Origin of the sequence: Paenibacillus sp. CF384 (assembly GCF_900106745.1) — a bacterium.
Lineage (GTDB): Bacteria > Bacillota > Bacilli > Paenibacillales > Paenibacillaceae > Paenibacillus_Z.
On record NZ_FNNV01000009.1, the window covers coordinates 92394 to 107920 of the forward strand.

General features: G+C 51.3%; 15 protein-coding genes. 12 read left to right on the forward strand and 3 right to left on the reverse strand.

Annotation, left to right across the window (positions count from 1 at the left end):
• The first annotated feature begins 46 nt into the window (after window positions 1–46).
• The 3 genes from BLW29_RS16145 to BLW29_RS16155 all read left to right on the forward strand — a co-directional run bounded on the left by BLW29_RS16145 (window position 47) and on the right by BLW29_RS16155 (window position 4007).
• Window positions 47–2041 carry a beta-galactosidase trimerization domain-containing protein gene (locus BLW29_RS16145; protein WP_090981368.1) on the forward strand — a complete coding sequence of 665 codons (1995 nt, stop codon included), beginning with the start codon at window positions 47–49 and terminating at the stop codon, window positions 2039–2041.
• A 149-nt stretch (window positions 2042–2190) separates the two neighbouring features.
• Complete coding sequence (locus BLW29_RS16150; RefSeq protein WP_090981370.1) at window positions 2191–3024, forward strand: sugar phosphate isomerase/epimerase family protein; 834 nt, start codon at window positions 2191–2193, stop codon at window positions 3022–3024.
• The gene (locus BLW29_RS16155) at window positions 3021–4007 is read left to right on the forward strand and encodes a zinc-dependent alcohol dehydrogenase (RefSeq protein ID WP_090981372.1); all 987 of its coding nucleotides are present in this window, start codon (window positions 3021–3023) and stop codon (window positions 4005–4007) included. Before BLW29_RS16150 ends, BLW29_RS16155 begins: the two co-directional genes overlap by 4 nt.
• Window positions 4008–4103: 96 nt before the next feature.
• Here BLW29_RS16155 and BLW29_RS16160 read toward each other — a convergent pair whose 3' ends face one another.
• The 3 genes from BLW29_RS16160 to BLW29_RS16170 form a co-directional block, all read right to left on the reverse strand.
• Window positions 4104–4340: a hypothetical protein gene (locus BLW29_RS16160; RefSeq protein WP_090981374.1), complete on the reverse strand. Its 237-nt coding sequence runs from the start codon at window positions 4338–4340 to the stop codon at window positions 4104–4106.
• A gap of 335 nt (window positions 4341–4675) precedes the next feature.
• A complete protein-coding gene (locus tag BLW29_RS16165; protein WP_090981376.1) occupies window positions 4676–5311 on the reverse strand; it encodes a GntR family transcriptional regulator in 636 nt (211 codons plus the stop codon).
• A complete protein-coding gene (locus BLW29_RS16170; RefSeq protein ID WP_177186668.1) occupies window positions 5277–6134 on the reverse strand; it encodes a sugar phosphate isomerase/epimerase family protein in 858 nt (285 codons plus the stop codon). Before BLW29_RS16170 ends, BLW29_RS16165 begins: the two co-directional genes overlap by 35 nt.
• A 158-nt stretch (window positions 6135–6292) precedes the next feature.
• Here BLW29_RS16170 and BLW29_RS16175 point away from each other — a divergent pair, with 158 nt between their 5' ends.
• The 9 genes from BLW29_RS16175 (at window position 6293) to BLW29_RS16215 (ending at window position 15515) form a co-directional block, all read left to right on the forward strand.
• A complete protein-coding gene (locus BLW29_RS16175; protein WP_090981380.1) occupies window positions 6293–7159 on the forward strand; it encodes a phosphogluconate dehydrogenase C-terminal domain-containing protein in 867 nt (288 codons plus the stop codon).
• A gap of 29 nt (window positions 7160–7188) precedes the next feature.
• Window positions 7189–8229, forward strand: a complete 1041-nt coding sequence (locus tag BLW29_RS16180) for a Gfo/Idh/MocA family protein (RefSeq protein WP_090981382.1) — start codon at window positions 7189–7191, stop codon at window positions 8227–8229.
• A 255-nt stretch (window positions 8230–8484) separates the two neighbouring features.
• Entirely contained in the window at window positions 8485–9198 is a 714-nt protein-coding gene (locus BLW29_RS16185) for a GntR family transcriptional regulator (protein WP_090981384.1), read from the forward strand.
• Between the two features lie 29 nt (window positions 9199–9227).
• Window positions 9228–10004 (forward strand): SDR family NAD(P)-dependent oxidoreductase, encoded by a 777-nt coding sequence (locus BLW29_RS16190; RefSeq protein ID WP_090981386.1) that lies wholly within the window; start codon window positions 9228–9230, stop codon window positions 10002–10004.
• A gap of 55 nt (window positions 10005–10059) precedes the next feature.
• The gene (locus BLW29_RS16195; RefSeq protein WP_090981388.1) at window positions 10060–12000 is read left to right on the forward strand and encodes a DUF8034 domain-containing protein; all 1941 of its coding nucleotides are present in this window, start codon (window positions 10060–10062) and stop codon (window positions 11998–12000) included.
• Between the two features lie 151 nt (window positions 12001–12151).
• The gene (locus BLW29_RS16200; protein WP_090981392.1) at window positions 12152–12448 is read left to right on the forward strand and encodes a hypothetical protein; all 297 of its coding nucleotides are present in this window, start codon (window positions 12152–12154) and stop codon (window positions 12446–12448) included.
• Complete coding sequence (locus BLW29_RS16205; protein ID WP_371264729.1) at window positions 12445–13209, forward strand: SDR family NAD(P)-dependent oxidoreductase; 765 nt, start codon at window positions 12445–12447, stop codon at window positions 13207–13209. Before BLW29_RS16200 ends, BLW29_RS16205 begins: the two co-directional genes overlap by 4 nt.
• Window positions 13210–13840: 631 nt before the next feature.
• Window positions 13841–14674: a phytanoyl-CoA dioxygenase family protein gene (locus tag BLW29_RS16210; RefSeq protein ID WP_090981393.1), complete on the forward strand. Its 834-nt coding sequence runs from the start codon at window positions 13841–13843 to the stop codon at window positions 14672–14674.
• A gap of 31 nt (window positions 14675–14705) precedes the next feature.
• Window positions 14706–15515, forward strand: a complete 810-nt coding sequence (locus tag BLW29_RS16215; protein WP_090981394.1) for a sugar phosphate isomerase/epimerase family protein — start codon at window positions 14706–14708, stop codon at window positions 15513–15515.
• The last annotated feature ends 12 nt before the right edge of the window (window positions 15516–15527 follow it).

Sequence of the window (15527 nt, forward strand, 5' to 3'; positions counted from 1 at the left end):
ATGTCATAGTGAAGAAAGATTGACTACGAGGATAGGGGCGAAGCGTATGCGGTTTAGACAGGTTCATCTTGATTTTCATACCTCAGAAGCCATTCCGGGCATTGGCAGTCAGTTTTCCAAGGAGCAGTTCCAAGACATGCTCCGCAAAGGCCATGTCGATTCCATCACGGTGTTCTCCAAATGTCATCACGGCTGGGCTTATCATCCGACCGACGCCAATGAGCGCCATCCCGGTCTGGAATTCGATTTGCTTGGCGCGATGATTGAAGCTGCACATGAAGTCGGGGTCAAGACGCCTGTATATATTTCTGCTGGGCTGGATGAGAAGCTGGCCAGACGTCATCCGGAATGGCTCTTCCGAGACCAAGAGGAGCGTACGAGCTGGGTGAAGAACTTCATGCAGCCCGGTTACCATGAGTTCTGCATGAACACGCCTTACCTTGAGATGCTGTTGAAGCAAATCGAAGAGGTTGTTCGCCGGTATGATGCAGACGGCATCTTCCTGGATATCGTTGGCGTACGTCAATGCTATTGCCAATATTGCGTGGCGGATTTGCGCCGTGAGGGCAAAGATCCGCGCAATGCGGAGGATGTGCTGGCGCTTGGCGAACGCACCTATGCTCATTATGGGAGAGCCGTGAAGGAGCTTATCCATGGCTTGAAGCCGGGGATGCCCGTCTTTCAAAATGGCGGCCATATTCGCCGCGGCCGGCGTGACTTGGCACAGATGAACACCCATTTGGAGCTGGAATCGCTGCCTACCGGCGGATGGGGGTATGATCACTTCCCGCTGTCGGCGCGTTATTCGCAGACGCTCGGCATGCCTTATCTGGGCATGACCGGTAAATTCCATACGTCATGGGGGGAGTTCGGCGGCTATAAGCATCCTAACGCACTGCGTTACGAGACGGCTCTGAGCATTGCCAATGGTGCTCGCTGCTCGATCGGCGATCAGCTTCACCCGGATGGTGTCATGGATGAGGCAACTTACGAGCTGATCGGTCACGCCTACCGCGAGGTTGAGCAGAAGGAAGCTTGGTGCACGGATACGGTGAATGTCGCCGATGTAGCGCTGCTCTCGCTGGAAGCTGTCGGCGTTCACAAGACGACGGGGCAGGTGGATTTTACGGGGCACTCCGATGCCGGAGCCGTGAGGATGCTGCTGGAAGGAAAAATTCTGTTTGACGTTATCGATATGGAGGCGGACTTCTCCGCTTATAAAGTTGTTATTTTGCCGGACGAAGTAGTGCTTGGGAGTAAGCTAGCCGAAAGTCTTAAGGCCTATCTGGCGAAAGGCGGTAAGGTTCTGGCTACCGGGCGGTCGGGCTTGAAGGAAGACGGAAGCGGATTTGGCCTCGATTTCGGCGTGAAGTGGCTGGGAGAGAACGAGTTTCAACCGGATTATTTCCGGCCGGCGTTTGAAGTAGGCGGACTCGGCAAAGCCGCATTTATTTTCTATGGCAAAGGGCAGCGTATTGAGCTTGAAGATGTTGAAGGCTCCTCTGCTGCTGCGCTTGGTCGGCGGGAAGATCCATATTTTAACCGGGATGTGTTCACATTCTGCTCCCATCAGCATACGCCAAGCTCGCGAAGCAATGGTGGACCGGGCATGGTAGAAGGTCCGGATGGCATTTATATCGCTTGGAACGTGTTCGAGGATTACGGGACGAAGGGCAGCTTAATTCTGAGGGAAACGGTGCTCTATGCCCTGAATAGATTGCTTGGCGCAAGGAAGACAATCGAAACTTCTCTGCCTGCACAAGGGATCGTGACGCTGCAGCAGCAGCCCGCGGAAGGTCGCTATGTGAACCATTTGCTGTATGCGACACCGGTCAAACGCGGCAACGGCATTGAAATCATAGAGGATATCTTGCCGGTTTACGATACGACGGTTTCCCTGCAATTGCAGGAATCGGTCAAGAGCGTGTACCTGGCTCCACAGCAAACCGCGCTGCCATTCGTGCAGGAAGACGGGAAGCTGACCTATACGGTGGATCGTCTGGAATGCCACCAGATGGTCGTAATTGATATCGTGAAATAGACGGACGGTTGCTAATACAGCAGGGGCGGGTCATGTTGGACCGTTTCTGCTGTTTTTTGCTATGTGTGGCGGTCGAAGTGGAAGGATTTTGGGCAGAGGTCAAGGAATACAATAATTAGGAAAATTAGGATAGAAAGGAATGATCCTTCATGAGGCTCGGAGGTCCGATTCTGGCAAGGGAAACGCTTGATCCGGAGCGCTGGATTGCTGCACATGTTGAGCGCGGTTATACGGCTGCTTATTTTCCGGATGTGGATGAAGCGGCACAAATCGAGGATTACGTTCGCGCTGCCGCAGCGGCGAACATCGTCATTGCGGAGGCGGGGGCGTGGAGCAACCCGCTGAGCCAAGACCCGGAGGTGCGGGAGCAGGCAATCCGATATTGCAAGAAGAAGCTCGAGACGGCAGAGCTGGCAGGGGCACGCTGCTGTGTCAACATCGCCGGTTCGTTAGGCGAGCAGTGGGATGGTCATGATCCGGCGAACTTGACAGATGAAACCTTCGAGCTGATCGTCGATACCGTTCGCGGAATTATTGATCATGTGAAACCTGAACGGACTTACTATACACTGGAAATGATGCCGTGGATGTATCCGGATACTGTCGACAGTTATTTGCAGCTCATTAAGGCGATTGATCGGTCGGCGTTTGCCGTTCATCTAGATCCCGTGAACATTGTCACCAGCCCGCAGTTGTTTTATCGGAACGGGGCTTTGATCGAAGAATGCTTCACCAAGCTTGGTCCTTATATCCGCAGCTGCCATGCTAAGGATATTGTGCTTGGCTCGTCGATGGTGGTTCATCTGGATGAAACGCGTCCGGGGCTGGGAAAGCTGGATTATGCTCAGTATCTCCGCCAATTAGTGAAGCTGGATCGCGATGTGCCGCTTATGCTGGAGCATCTGGACAGCGACTCCGAATACCGACTTGCGGCCGATTATATTCGAGCAACAGCAAGTTCAATCGGAGTGAAGCTGGGATGACCCATCGACGGGATGTTGGGATTGTTCTGACAGGCGTCCGCACAATCGAGCTTCAGTCGATGGATCGCGGAGCTGCACGGTTACAGGCGAACGAAATCATAGGAGAGACATTGTTCACGTTAATTAGTACGGGGACGGAGCTCGCGTTGTATCTGGGGCGGGCTGATTTTACGAGTATTCCGGGTTACGCCGCTGTGTTTCGTGTGCAAGAGGTTGGTAGTGAAGTCCAAGCCTTCAAGCCCGGAGATTTGGCCTTCTGCATGGGGCCGCATCGATCTGTGCAGCGTGTAAGCGAGAAGGAGGCGCTGCTGCTTCCGGGAGGCTTGTCCCCGGCAGCCGCTGTCTTCGCGAGAATGATGAATGTCAGCATGTCGACGCTATCGACGACGAAAGCGAGACCGCCTCAGCGGGTGATGGTGAGCGGATTGGGTTTGGTCGGCAATATGGCGGCGCAGCTGTTCGCGGCTAGCGGCTATTCCGTGACGGCTTACGATCCGGTTGTATGGAAGCGTGAAGCTGCTGCCGGGATTGCCGGTGGTGCTTATGTATCGAGCCTGCCGCCTGTGGATGATCCTGCTCTCAGAGGGACATTCGCACTCGTCGTGGAATGCTCCGGGCATGAGCAGGCCGTGCTTGACGGCAGCCGCATGGTTGGGAAGAATGGCGAGGTAGTCATGGTAGGCGTACCATGGAGAAGGCAGACCGAAGCGTATGCGCATGAGCTGCTGCATCTTGTTTTCCATAACTATGTCGTGCTGCGAAGCGGCTGGGAGTGGGATATTCCGCTGCATGCCGCAAGCGCGTCGGAGCCAGGCATCTTCACGAATCTTGCGGGGGCGCTGCAATGGCTGGCCACTGGCAAAGTGAACGTAGACGGCTTGTACGAAATCGTTTCGCCGAAGCAAGCTGCTGCTGTTTACGAGGATTTAGCCGAGCAGCGAAACCATTCGCTGGGCTTAGCATTTGATTGGTCGCTTGTTTAGGGATTGCAGCCCGCAGCCCGGCTAAGCGCGACAAGCAAATCGACCATTAACCCATACAAATCAACTCTCAAAACCTAAGACCTCGCTGTCCAACCATCAGCGTTTCTTAGGTTTTTTCTTGCCGACGGCAGAAGCGGATTTCTTGCCTTTCTTCGATTTTCGCCGGTTCGTGTTAATCTCTTCATCGACGACGACATCTTCTCCGTCCAGATCTTCGTCTACTTCTTCCTCAGCCTCTGGATTCTCACCAAACTCGGGTAAAATATTGGCATCGCCGAACAGGACGGTGCCATTGTTCTTCACGATGATGACTTTGCCGATCCAGCAGAACATGGCTGCGATGCCTCCCTCTGACGCATACTGCTACCGCTGGTCTATGATATGAACCGTATTGTCTGCCCGTATTGGCGCGTGTCCGTAGTAATCAACATAAATTAGGCAGGCTTATCGTTAAGGGACATCTACTTTACTCACAAAGTCCCTCAATTCGGCCAAAGTAGACCTCTAGGTGAGCTACATACTCACAAAGTCGCACAGTTCGGCCAACGTAGATCCACTTGTGAGCTACTTACTTCTAAAGAGAGGTACCCAGTACCTCTCTTCAAACAACAATCATTAGAAAAAGCTGCCCCCATCATCTAAACGATGACAAAAGCAGCTTTTATGCACTACAGCACTAATATCCGCGCCCCGTACGCCAGATGCTCGACCATCCGACGACTCGCTTCTGCGGCGTTGCCTTCGAGAATGAGCTCGAAGATTTCCAAATGATCGCGATAGGACATCTCGATGCGGTTCATGTCCTTGCGAAGCACTTTAAGCGCCATCTGGAACAGCCGATCCTGCAGATTATCCATCATCTGCACCATTTCGGAATTGTCATAGACGATGGCAAGGCGGCGATGAAACTCAGAATCGGCATGCGTGAATGCCAGGTAATCATGCTGCGCGGCGGTCTGCTCCTGAATGAGCAAATTAGCGCGGAACCAAGCGATCTCCTCCGGCGGGAGCTTGCGATTGGCCAGCTTCTGCACGATATGACCTTCCAGCGCAATTCGGAAATCGAAGAAATCCGCGACCCGCTGCAGCGACAATTCGGGTAGACTCAGCCCTTTATTAGGCGCAATATTAAGCAGCCCTTCCGCAGCCAGCTTCTCAAGAGCGGAACGGATTGGCGTGCGGCTCATCTGGAGCAGCTCCACCAAATATTTCTCCGTCAGCTGATCGTTGGAATTAATGGTTCCTTCTAGAATATAAGCACGAAGCTGCTCATACGCTTTCTCTTTCAAGGTTATGGTTGCCATTGTCAGTATCCTTCTCTTCTATAAAATGAATGGATTTCAAATACGCGATCGATTGCTCCATCCAGCTTCGTTCGAGTGCAGCTGTCTGCTCCACGGACTCCGTGAACGGTGTCCATAATTCAAGGATGGCCGTTGCAGATGTTTTGTCATGCTCCCGAATCGATGCTCGGAGAAGCTCATAATCCAGCCGGCCTGCTCCGGCAGGTGCGCCGAGGATCGTAAAGCCGAGCTGGTGGTCGACTCGTTTAATATCAAAGTCTTTAATATGCAGATTAACCAGAAAGGGAATTAACCGTTTGATCACGACATCCGGGCTCTCCAGCGCGCCAAAAGAATTCACCGTATCCAGGCAGCAGCCCACGAGCGGATGATTCAAGCTCTCGAATAATTGTACCAGTTGCTGCGTTGTATGCAAGCCATGATTTTCAATGGCAAGCGCAATATTCTCTTCCTCGAAGGCGGGAAGTACCTCTCGCAGCTGCTGTTCCGCGGCAGCAAGATCAGGCGTTGTAATAATCGTTCGCACAATCGGGGATTGCAGTGTCCGAGCAATGGCCAGATAAGTCAACAGCAGTGCAGGTTCCGTACCCCGTGTGCCAACCTCAATCGAGACGTTCTGTTCGTCAGCGGTCTGCTTCAACTTGAGGAGTTCATCGGACGAAAGCGGATGCAGAGGCAGATTGTCCGCAATTTGCACAAGATCGAGTCCGCAGCTTCGCGTAAGTCGAATAAGTCCTTCGTGCGTGAGCGGTTCAGCCGGCCGCTCATAGCCGGGAATGCCGATCGACCAAGTGAAGGTGAAAGAGCTAAGTCCAAGTCTCACACAGATTCCTCCCTAGCATTTGTGACCTTAGAATAACAGGTATTTTAGAAGTCGGCAATAAATATATATGTATTGTATACATTATGTATTGAATGTCTGATGTTGATCAGTTATGCTAGTTTCAATAATACTTATTCTATTAATAAGGAGCAGGATGAATGAGCAACCAACGGAGTGAAATCGTAATTGCCGTGCTTGGTGCAGGGGGCAAAATGGGCTGCCGCATTACGGATAATTTGAGGAAAACAGATTATCAGCTGCTTCTGTGTGAACAAGCAGAGAATGGAATTGCCCGTATCTCGGAGCGAGGATTGTCCATCATGCCTAATGACGAAGCGCTTGCCGTAGCTGACTATATCATCCTCGCCGTACCTGATGCTGTCATCGGACCGCTAAGCGAGAAGATCGTTTCGCAGCTGAAGTCCGGTGCGACCGTCATCTTGCTGGATCCGGCGGCAGCCTATGCACGGCAAGTAGCGCTGCGCGATGATTGTACGTTTGTCGTTACGCATCCATGCCACCCTGCCTTGTTCGAAGAGCAGGATTCACCGGAGGCGCGCAAAGACATGTTCGGCGGCATTGCGGCGAAGCAGGATATTGTCATTGCACTACAGCAAGGCAGCGAGGAGAAGTTCGATATCGCCGAACAGATTTGCATCCGTATGTTTGCGCCGGTCACGCAATGTCACCGCATAACGGTAGAGCATATGGCGCTGCTTGAGCCGGCAGCGGCAGAAGTAGTTGCGGCAGCTGCTGCTTGTATTATGAAAGAAGCGATGGATGAAGTGATTCGAATGGGAGTTCCGGAAGCTGCAGCCAGATCGTTTATGCTCGGCCATATCCAGATCCCGCTGGCTATCGCGTTCAATAATGTGAATCCGTTCTCCGATGCGGCGAAGATTGCGATCAATTATGGTTACGATAAGATTTTCAAACCCGACTGGAAGCAAGTGTTTACGAAGGAATCTCTGGATGAAGTACTGCGTCTTATGCTGCATCTGGATGAGAAGCCTGCCCTTAAATAATTCAACATAACAGAGAGGGAGATAGTAGCATGTGGAAAGTGGGTCTAATCGGAACCGGCTTCTGGTCGGATAAGCATCTGCAGGCGTGGAGCCGAATTCCGGGTGTTCAAATTATCGCGCTCTGCAATCGATCTTCAGAGAAACTAAAACAAGCTGCGTCCAAATACAACATTTCTTCGGATCAATTATATAACAATATCGACGATATGCTTGCTCATGCGGATATCGACATTATTGATATCGTAACAGGCGCTGAAACACACGTGGATTTCGTTCGAAAGGCTGCGCAGGCGGGCAAGCACATCATGTGCCAGAAACCATTCGCGCCGACACTCGAGGAAGCCGAAGAGATGGTCGCGCTCGCGAAGCGAAACGGCGTGAGACTCATGGTTACGGAGAATTGGCGGTGGCTGGAGCCTTTTCAAACGATTAAAGAAGTGATCGACAGCGGTGAGTTAGGTAAGCTGCATGTCGCAAGATACATCCATACCGATTATTACACCCCGCGGATGGAGCCTGAAGCTGAACTGCCGCAGCCGTTCTTCCGAACGATGCCCAAGCTGCTCTTCTATGAGATGGGCGTGCATTGGTTTGATACATGGCGGTTTCTCTTCGGGACGCCTAAGCGATTGACGGCGGAGCTAACACGGGTCAGCGACCATATTATCGGGGAAGACAGCGGCATTGTCATGCTCGGACATGATGGGTTCTACGGATTCATGGATATGAGCTGGGCGACTAGGCAGAAGCTGGACCGTCCGCTTGGCGAGCAAGTTCGGGCCGTCCACTTGGAGCAGTTCGTCATTGATGGCAGCAACGGCAGCCTTAAAATGTACACAGACGGCAAAATCACCATTGTTTCGAAAGACGGATCTTCGGAACGAGTAGTGAAAGCTGAGACAACGCTTGATCACGAAGAGAGTCACTTCCGGCTGCAGTCGCATTTTATTGCCTGCTTATCCAGCGGTGAACCGTTCCAAACAAGCGGTGAGGATAACTTGATTACGCTTCGTTTAGCTTTCTCAGTCTATGAAAGTGCTGCAGAGAATAAGATGATCACATTCACTTAGTCACGGCTGATTCGACAGATTCAAAGGGAAGAAATCGTCGAATATTTCCGGGGAAATGTTGGAGAGCCAATAGTATGCAATTTTTACGGTCATAACTTGCGAGAACCCGGAGGCAGTCTGCTTTCCGGGTTTTCTTGATTAGTAGAATTTCTTTAGCAAGAAAAGAATTGACGGGATTATACGGCTTTATTACTATAATGATGTATACAACATACAACATGACCATTCACATATAGAAAGCAGGAGGTTAGTAAATTGTCTTCGAATCAGCTACCACCGCAGCCGTTAGCGAAACTGGACGTCAGTAATATTTGGGATCAAACCTATCAAGTGCTTAAGGAGCGAATACTAGCCCGACATTTTGGCGCAAACGAGAAGCTGCTCATACCGGAGCTGGCTAAACAGCTTGGCGTCAGCCGCACCCCGATTCGAGATGCCCTTAACCGACTTGAGATGGAAGGGCTTGTGCGTACCGTATCGAAAGTAGGCACTTTCGTTAATCCCGTATTGGTGGATAACGTTAATGACATCATGAACAGCCGGTTGATGATCGACTTATGGACGATCGAGCAGCTGAGCGTCATGGACGAAGGATTGCTTGCTTCCAAATTCGATGCGTTGGATGCACTGGTTGAGCATGCTGCTGCCTCCCTTGCAGAAGGTAACGCCATCAACATTGAATTGCAATCCAACTTTGATCTCATGTTTCATTTGGAGCTTGTGCGAATGAGCGGCAATCGTAAGAATGTCGAGATTTACAAGTCGCTGATGCATTATCGTTACTTGAATCTTGGCGAGCCGCATGTGACGGACGAGATGATGATGCTTGCTTTTCGCCAGCATCTGTCTATCTATGAATCGCTTCGGGCAAGAGACTTTCTAGCGGCGAAAGCTGCTGTTACGGAACATCTGGCTTACTCCAAGCAAAATATCTTAAATGTCATCATTCGCAGTGGCGGGGAAATCTAGCATCTGAAGGAGCAGGGTGAAGCGTAGTTATGATGAGCTTACATAACCAAACAGCTATTATTACAGGCTCGACCAGCGGAATCGGTGAAGCGACGGCATATAAGCTGGCAGAGCATGGCGCCAAAGTATTAATTACCGGTAGAGACCAGGAACGAGGCTCGAAGGTCGTATCGGAGATTATTCGAAATGGCGGAGAAGCATGGTTCGTGCAAGCGGACCTCAGTGATCCATCGGTGCCGGGCAAGCTCGTACAGGCTGCAATTACACAATGGGGACGCCTTGATATCGTCGTTAATAATGCCGCACTGGTCTGCAGCAAGCCGCTGGCCGAAGTTACCCATCAAGATTGGGATCGGCTGTTTGCAGTCAATGTGAAGGCAGGTTTCTTCCTGATTCAGGAGGCGCTGCCCTATTTGCGCGAAAGGCACGGGGCTGTCGTCAACGTAAGCTCAATCAACGGACAGATCAATGCGCATGACAACCTCGTCTATGACACGATGAAGGCAGCTTTAAATCATATGACGCGCGGGCTTGCCTTCGAGCTGCGCAAGGAAGGGGTAAGGTTTAATGCTTTGCTCCCGGCCGGTGTAGCGACGCCGCTCTTGGAGACTTGGCTGCAGCAAAAGCTGGGCGATCCTGCGGCAGCGAAGCAAGCGGCTGAGCGGATTTATGAGGATCCCCATGTTGGGAAGCCGGAGCAAATTGCAAGCGCTGTCGCGTTTCTAGTCAGCCAAGAGTCTTCTTGGGTGAATGGAGCCATCATCCCGATTGAAGGCGGCTTTACGCTCGGGAACACCAAGGATTAAACGGGCCACAGCCATAGCATGAATCACAACAATTCATAAGAAGGATGTGTTTCAAGTGAGTTTGAGTCCACTTCAACTTCCGCTTCCCCTGCAAACCAGTTTAACGGCAGCAAGTCGCAGCACCGCACCTAGCTGGGCAGTGAAGCAGCGGCAATTATTCGACCTCCTGAATGAATCCGCGAAACGCTTCATCGAGAAATATACAAGGCCTGACGGTACTCTAATTTGGCGAAATGATTGGCCGGGGATGGACGGGTCTGATGATCCGTATGAAGGCTTCATGAACCTGGCGCTGCTTCACGCCTTAGGCGGCGACGATTTCCTGCACGAGGCTTCCCGCCGAATATGGGAAGGCATCACCTTCCAATGGACGGAATATGGACAGATTCATCGCGAATTTGACGCTTATTATGATTGGATGCATCACGGAGAAGGGTATTTATATTTTTATTTTCTGGGACTCTCGGGACCTGCGTTATTGAAAGATCGGCAGCGTGCTGTGCGATTCGCGAATATGTATACCGGCGATGATTCGGAAGCGCTGAACTACGACAAGGAGAAGAAGCTGATTCGTTCTCCGCTCAATGGCAGCAAAGGACCTCGTTTCATCGCTTCCGCAGAGGATTGGTCTACCCATCGGGGCATTCTGGATAACTATCTGGCGCCATATGAAGATATACCGGGTGTGGATTTCGCATCGCGCAAATGCAAGTGGAGTGACGATACGATTTACGGTCATCTGCTGGCGATGATGAATGAGCGTATGAACCGCGGCGATGTCCCGCTGAACTTAAATGCTACGGGACTTGTCGCGAATGCGTTCATGCATACGGCAGATGACAAGTACAAGCAATGGGTACTGGATTACTTGGCGGCTTGGTGCGAACGAGCAGAGCGCAACGGGGGATTGATCCCAGATAATGTAGGCTTGAATGATCAAATCGGAGAGTATAACGACGGCAAATGGTGGGGCGGCTACTACGGCTACCGCTGGCCGCACGGCTTCATGACGGTTATTGAGCCGATCACGAATGCGACCATGAACGCGGTATTGCTTACTGGCGACATGGAGCAGCTTGGACTCGCGCGTAGGCAGATCGATTTGAACTGGTCGCTTCGCAAGCAGGCGGAGGATGGCAGGACAGTCGTACCTTACAAGCATTTTGATGCAGGTTGGGCAGATTTCCGGGAAGCCAGTGTGAGATATCCGATCTATCTATGGACGATCTCGATGGCCGAGGAAGATCTGGAGCGGATTAATCGCATTCCGAAGAGCTACAATTGGGATGAGGTCGTGATCCCGAACGTATCCGGCAAGGACGCGCTGACCGGACGTGATACGAAACATTTTATAAGCAACACGGAGCCTTGGTTCCGCTATATGAACGGCGAGCTGCCGGATTATCCGGACCGCATTCTGGATGCGAATTTCAAGCTGATCATGAAGCAGCTGGACCGAATGGATTCCCCAATGGGCGATCCGGCGCAGTGGTCGGCATCGTATAATGACGATGACTTCTCCAGCATTCATATTTGGCAGGAGCTGTGCCCAGTCTATATGGAAAGTCTTGTGCAGCTAACACTTGGTGCGCCGATGCATATTTCACACGGCGGCTTCCAGCACGGCAGATTCCGTTACTTCGATGGGGACCGCAAACGAGTGGGGCTTCCGCAAGATACGGCAGCACTGGTGGAACAATTGAGCGACGACTCTGCAACGCTGCATCTGGTGAATACGTCGATGTTTGAATCGCATACAGTAGTCATCCAGGGTGGCACATTCGGCGAGCATACTATTATTTCTGCGACTGTGCTTGAAGATGCCGAGGCGGTGCAAACCGTGCAGGTAAACAGCAAATGGCTGCAGATCGAGCTGCTTCCGGGGGCATCCATTCGCCTCTCGCTCCTGATGTCTCGCTATGTGAACGAACCGACTTATGACGGGCCGTGGTCGCGTCAATCAGCGGAGCCGCTGCTGACAGGTCGAACCGAATAATGTGGCTATTGTGCAAGCGGGCGGCCTAGGCTGCCCGTTTTTACGCATTTTGCAGCAAGCATGGTATAATTTAGGCAAGTCATTCCGCAGGCAGGCATCGACAGGTGCATCATGGCGGAAGCATGTCCACCATTTTGGAGGTTAACGAACGATGAACATTACAATTATTCAAGCAGCTATGACACACGATAAGGAAAATGGCTACAAAGGAAGCGTTCAATTCGAGGTTGAAGGCCATAAACATCCCTACGAAATTACGCTCCAGTTGAACAGCTTGCGTGGTACGACTTGGGATTATAGCTTGCTTTTCGCAAAAGAGCCCGGCCCTGAAGAGCAAATCCATGCCGTTGAAGCCGCAATCGAGCAGGATGATGATCTGTTCGACAGCCTGATTGATGCAGCTGCTGCAACATTGCCAGAAGAAGAACAAGAGGAGGCACAATCATGATCGGAATCGATCTCACCGGGCGCACCGCGCTCGTCACCGGGGCTACCGGAGAACTGGGCAGAGTCATGGCTCGAACATTAGCTGCTTGCGGGGCGGATGTTGCGATTCATTACAACCGTAACGAGGGACAAGCCCTAGAATTGCAGAAGGAAATCATCGCTACAGGAAGACGCGCTGCAATTGTACAAGCTGACATTACAAATTTGGATTCGATTGTTGCGATGAGAGATAAAGTGAATGCGGAACTGGGCCATGTTGATATCGTAGTCGCTAATGCCGTCATTCAGTATGCATGGACCTCTGTTCTGGAGCAGGCGCCTGAGGATTATCGCAGCCAGTTTGATTCCTGCGTGATGCAGAGCGTCTATCTGGCCAAAGCTTTCGCACCGGCTATGATCGAGAAACAAGCAGGCCGGTTCATCGGCATCAACACCGAATGCGCGATGCAAAACTTCGAAACCCAGTCCGCCTATGTGGCGGGCAAACGGGGGATGGACGGCATCTATCGGATTCTAGCCAAGGAGATTGGCAAAGATCAGATTACGGTTAACCAGGTGGCGCCGGGGTGGACGATATCGGACCGAGACCGTGCGAACGGGACCGAGCGCAGTGAAGGGTATGAGAAAAGCGTGGCGTTGAAACGCAGAGGAACCGATCAAGATATCGCGAACACAGTCGCATACCTGGCTTCCGATCTGGCCGGATTCATTACCGGTGCTTATATCCCTGTTTGCGGCGGCAACGTCATGCCTGCGATCTAATAATGGACTTATCATTTCATAGTGATTGAATCGGAGACCATCCCTAGCAGGGGATGGTCTCTGTGTTGTTTCGCAGCACTGCCAGAGAGGTACGAGTTACCCCTTATAAGTGAGAACATGCCGATGGAGGGATCGGGGCGGCGATAATGAGCGCATTTGCACACGAAATAACCCCTAAGGTTCATTAAAGTTCATTTTTCTCCGCATTTCGATCGTTATCTTTGGTTGCCAATGTTCGGGTTGTGAAGTAAGATAACGCTTTCAGGATATGCAAGACGCTCGCCCATCCAAATTGAGGAGTAAACACCGGCTAAATGTGGTCAATTATGGCAGTCTTAATTTCTGTTTGTCGAAACGTTTCACTTAGCGAGAAAAACATGTATATTATTCATAGGGAGCTGACAGCGACATGGACATGCCAGGTCCGCATGAGGCTAATCTATGCAGCATGAAATCGTTTCCGCAATACCGACGTGATTGCGCTGCCGTTTCATGAATGATGCACTCGTCCCCGCAAGCACCGCATATCTGCCTACCGCGATGTCGATGCTAATCGAGGGATATAATGGTTTTGGAATCGTTGGCTAACCGCCATTGATCTTATACAACACACCTAAAGGAGACGATTGATATGAGAATCAAATTGACTGAGCAAGAATTGGCAAGCGGGCAGCTTAGCCCGGAAACGCTGGAGACAGCAGCTGAGCAAGTGAAAGTAAACGGCTATATCTTGTTCGAGAAAGTACTGAGCGACGAGAAAATCAAAACCATCCGTGACTCTTTCGATCCGATCTTCGACGAGTATATCGACAAACGCGGTTACAACACAGGTACGAATCGTGCACAAATGTTCTTGCCATTCATGGCGCCGTTTAATGACAGCGAAGTTATTGCTCACCCGATCGTGATGAACGTTATCGAGAAAGTGCTAGGCAGAGGCTTCCACTGTTCGTATTTCGCATCCGATACACCTATGCCGGGTTCTGATTATCAAGCTGTACACTGCGACATCATGCCGCTGTTCCCAGAACTGACTGTTCCGCTTCCGGCGTTCAGCCTGGTCGTGAACATTCCGTTGGTTGATGTTAACGAAGTGAATGGTCCGCTTGAAATTTGGCCGGGCGGCACGCATCTGAATCCGGACAATGCGAACCACGATACACTTGATGGAAGCATTAACCCGAATCTGCACATCGTTCGCGCAGCAGAAGGCATGCTGTCGGAGAAAGTATTCATGCCTGCAGGCTCCATCGTTATCCGTGATATCCGTATGTGGCACCGCGGCACGCCGAACCGTTCGGACGATCGTCGTACGAACTTGGCTATGATTTTCAACCGTCACTGGTACAATTCCAGCACGCATACTCCAATTCCGCGCGAAACATACGATGCCATGACTGCTAAGGAAAAAGAAGTTTACCGTAACTTCCGCATTGGCCAACCAGTGGCAATGCCTTGGGAATAAATCGAAGGTACGAGAAAAGGAGAAAATAAACATGATTAAGAATAAAGGCTTCTCCACGGGGCTCTACGGCTATATGTGCGAATATTGGAAGGATGGCAAAGATCCGTCCATGGAAGAAATTTTCCGTAGCTGTGCGGAAGCAGGCATGAATGCGCTTGAACTGGATCCGACTCCGGAGCTGGTAACGCTGGCTAAACAATTCGGTTTAGCGATTTCCGGTGCGTATATTGGTTTGCAACTGCATGAGCCGTTCGAAACACTTAACATCGAAGAAACGGTTATACCTGTTGCTAAGCGTGTAGTTGAAGCAGGCGGAACTGACCTGGTCATTAATGCCGATCCAAAAGGCGGCTGGGATGCTCCGCAGGCGAAGACAGAAGAAGAATTCAAGCAAATCGGCGACAATTTGTCCCGCATCGCGGCGGCAGTCAGTGGTCTCGGTCTTAAAGTAAGCTTGCACAATCATGCTTCGGACAAACACAATGCAGACGGCGATCTTCGCGCGGTTATCGAATACGCCAGCCAAGAAGTAGGGCTTTGCGTGGATACGGGCTGGGCGCATGTTGCAGGTTTGAACCCTGTGGAATTGCTTCGCACTTATTCGGATCGCATTTATGCGTTCCACTTCCGTAATCAAATCGGACGCATCTATAGCGAAGATCTGACTGTCGGCGATATTGATATGAAACAAGTGCTGCAAGCTGCATCCGACATCGGATATGAAGGCTGGCTTACATTCGAGCTCGTGCACGAGGAAGGCACAGGTGCAAAGGGAACGCTCGCGGAAGCGACTGCTACTTCAATTGCATATATGAAGTCTTGCATCGCGGAACTCGCATAGAAAGGCGGCTTA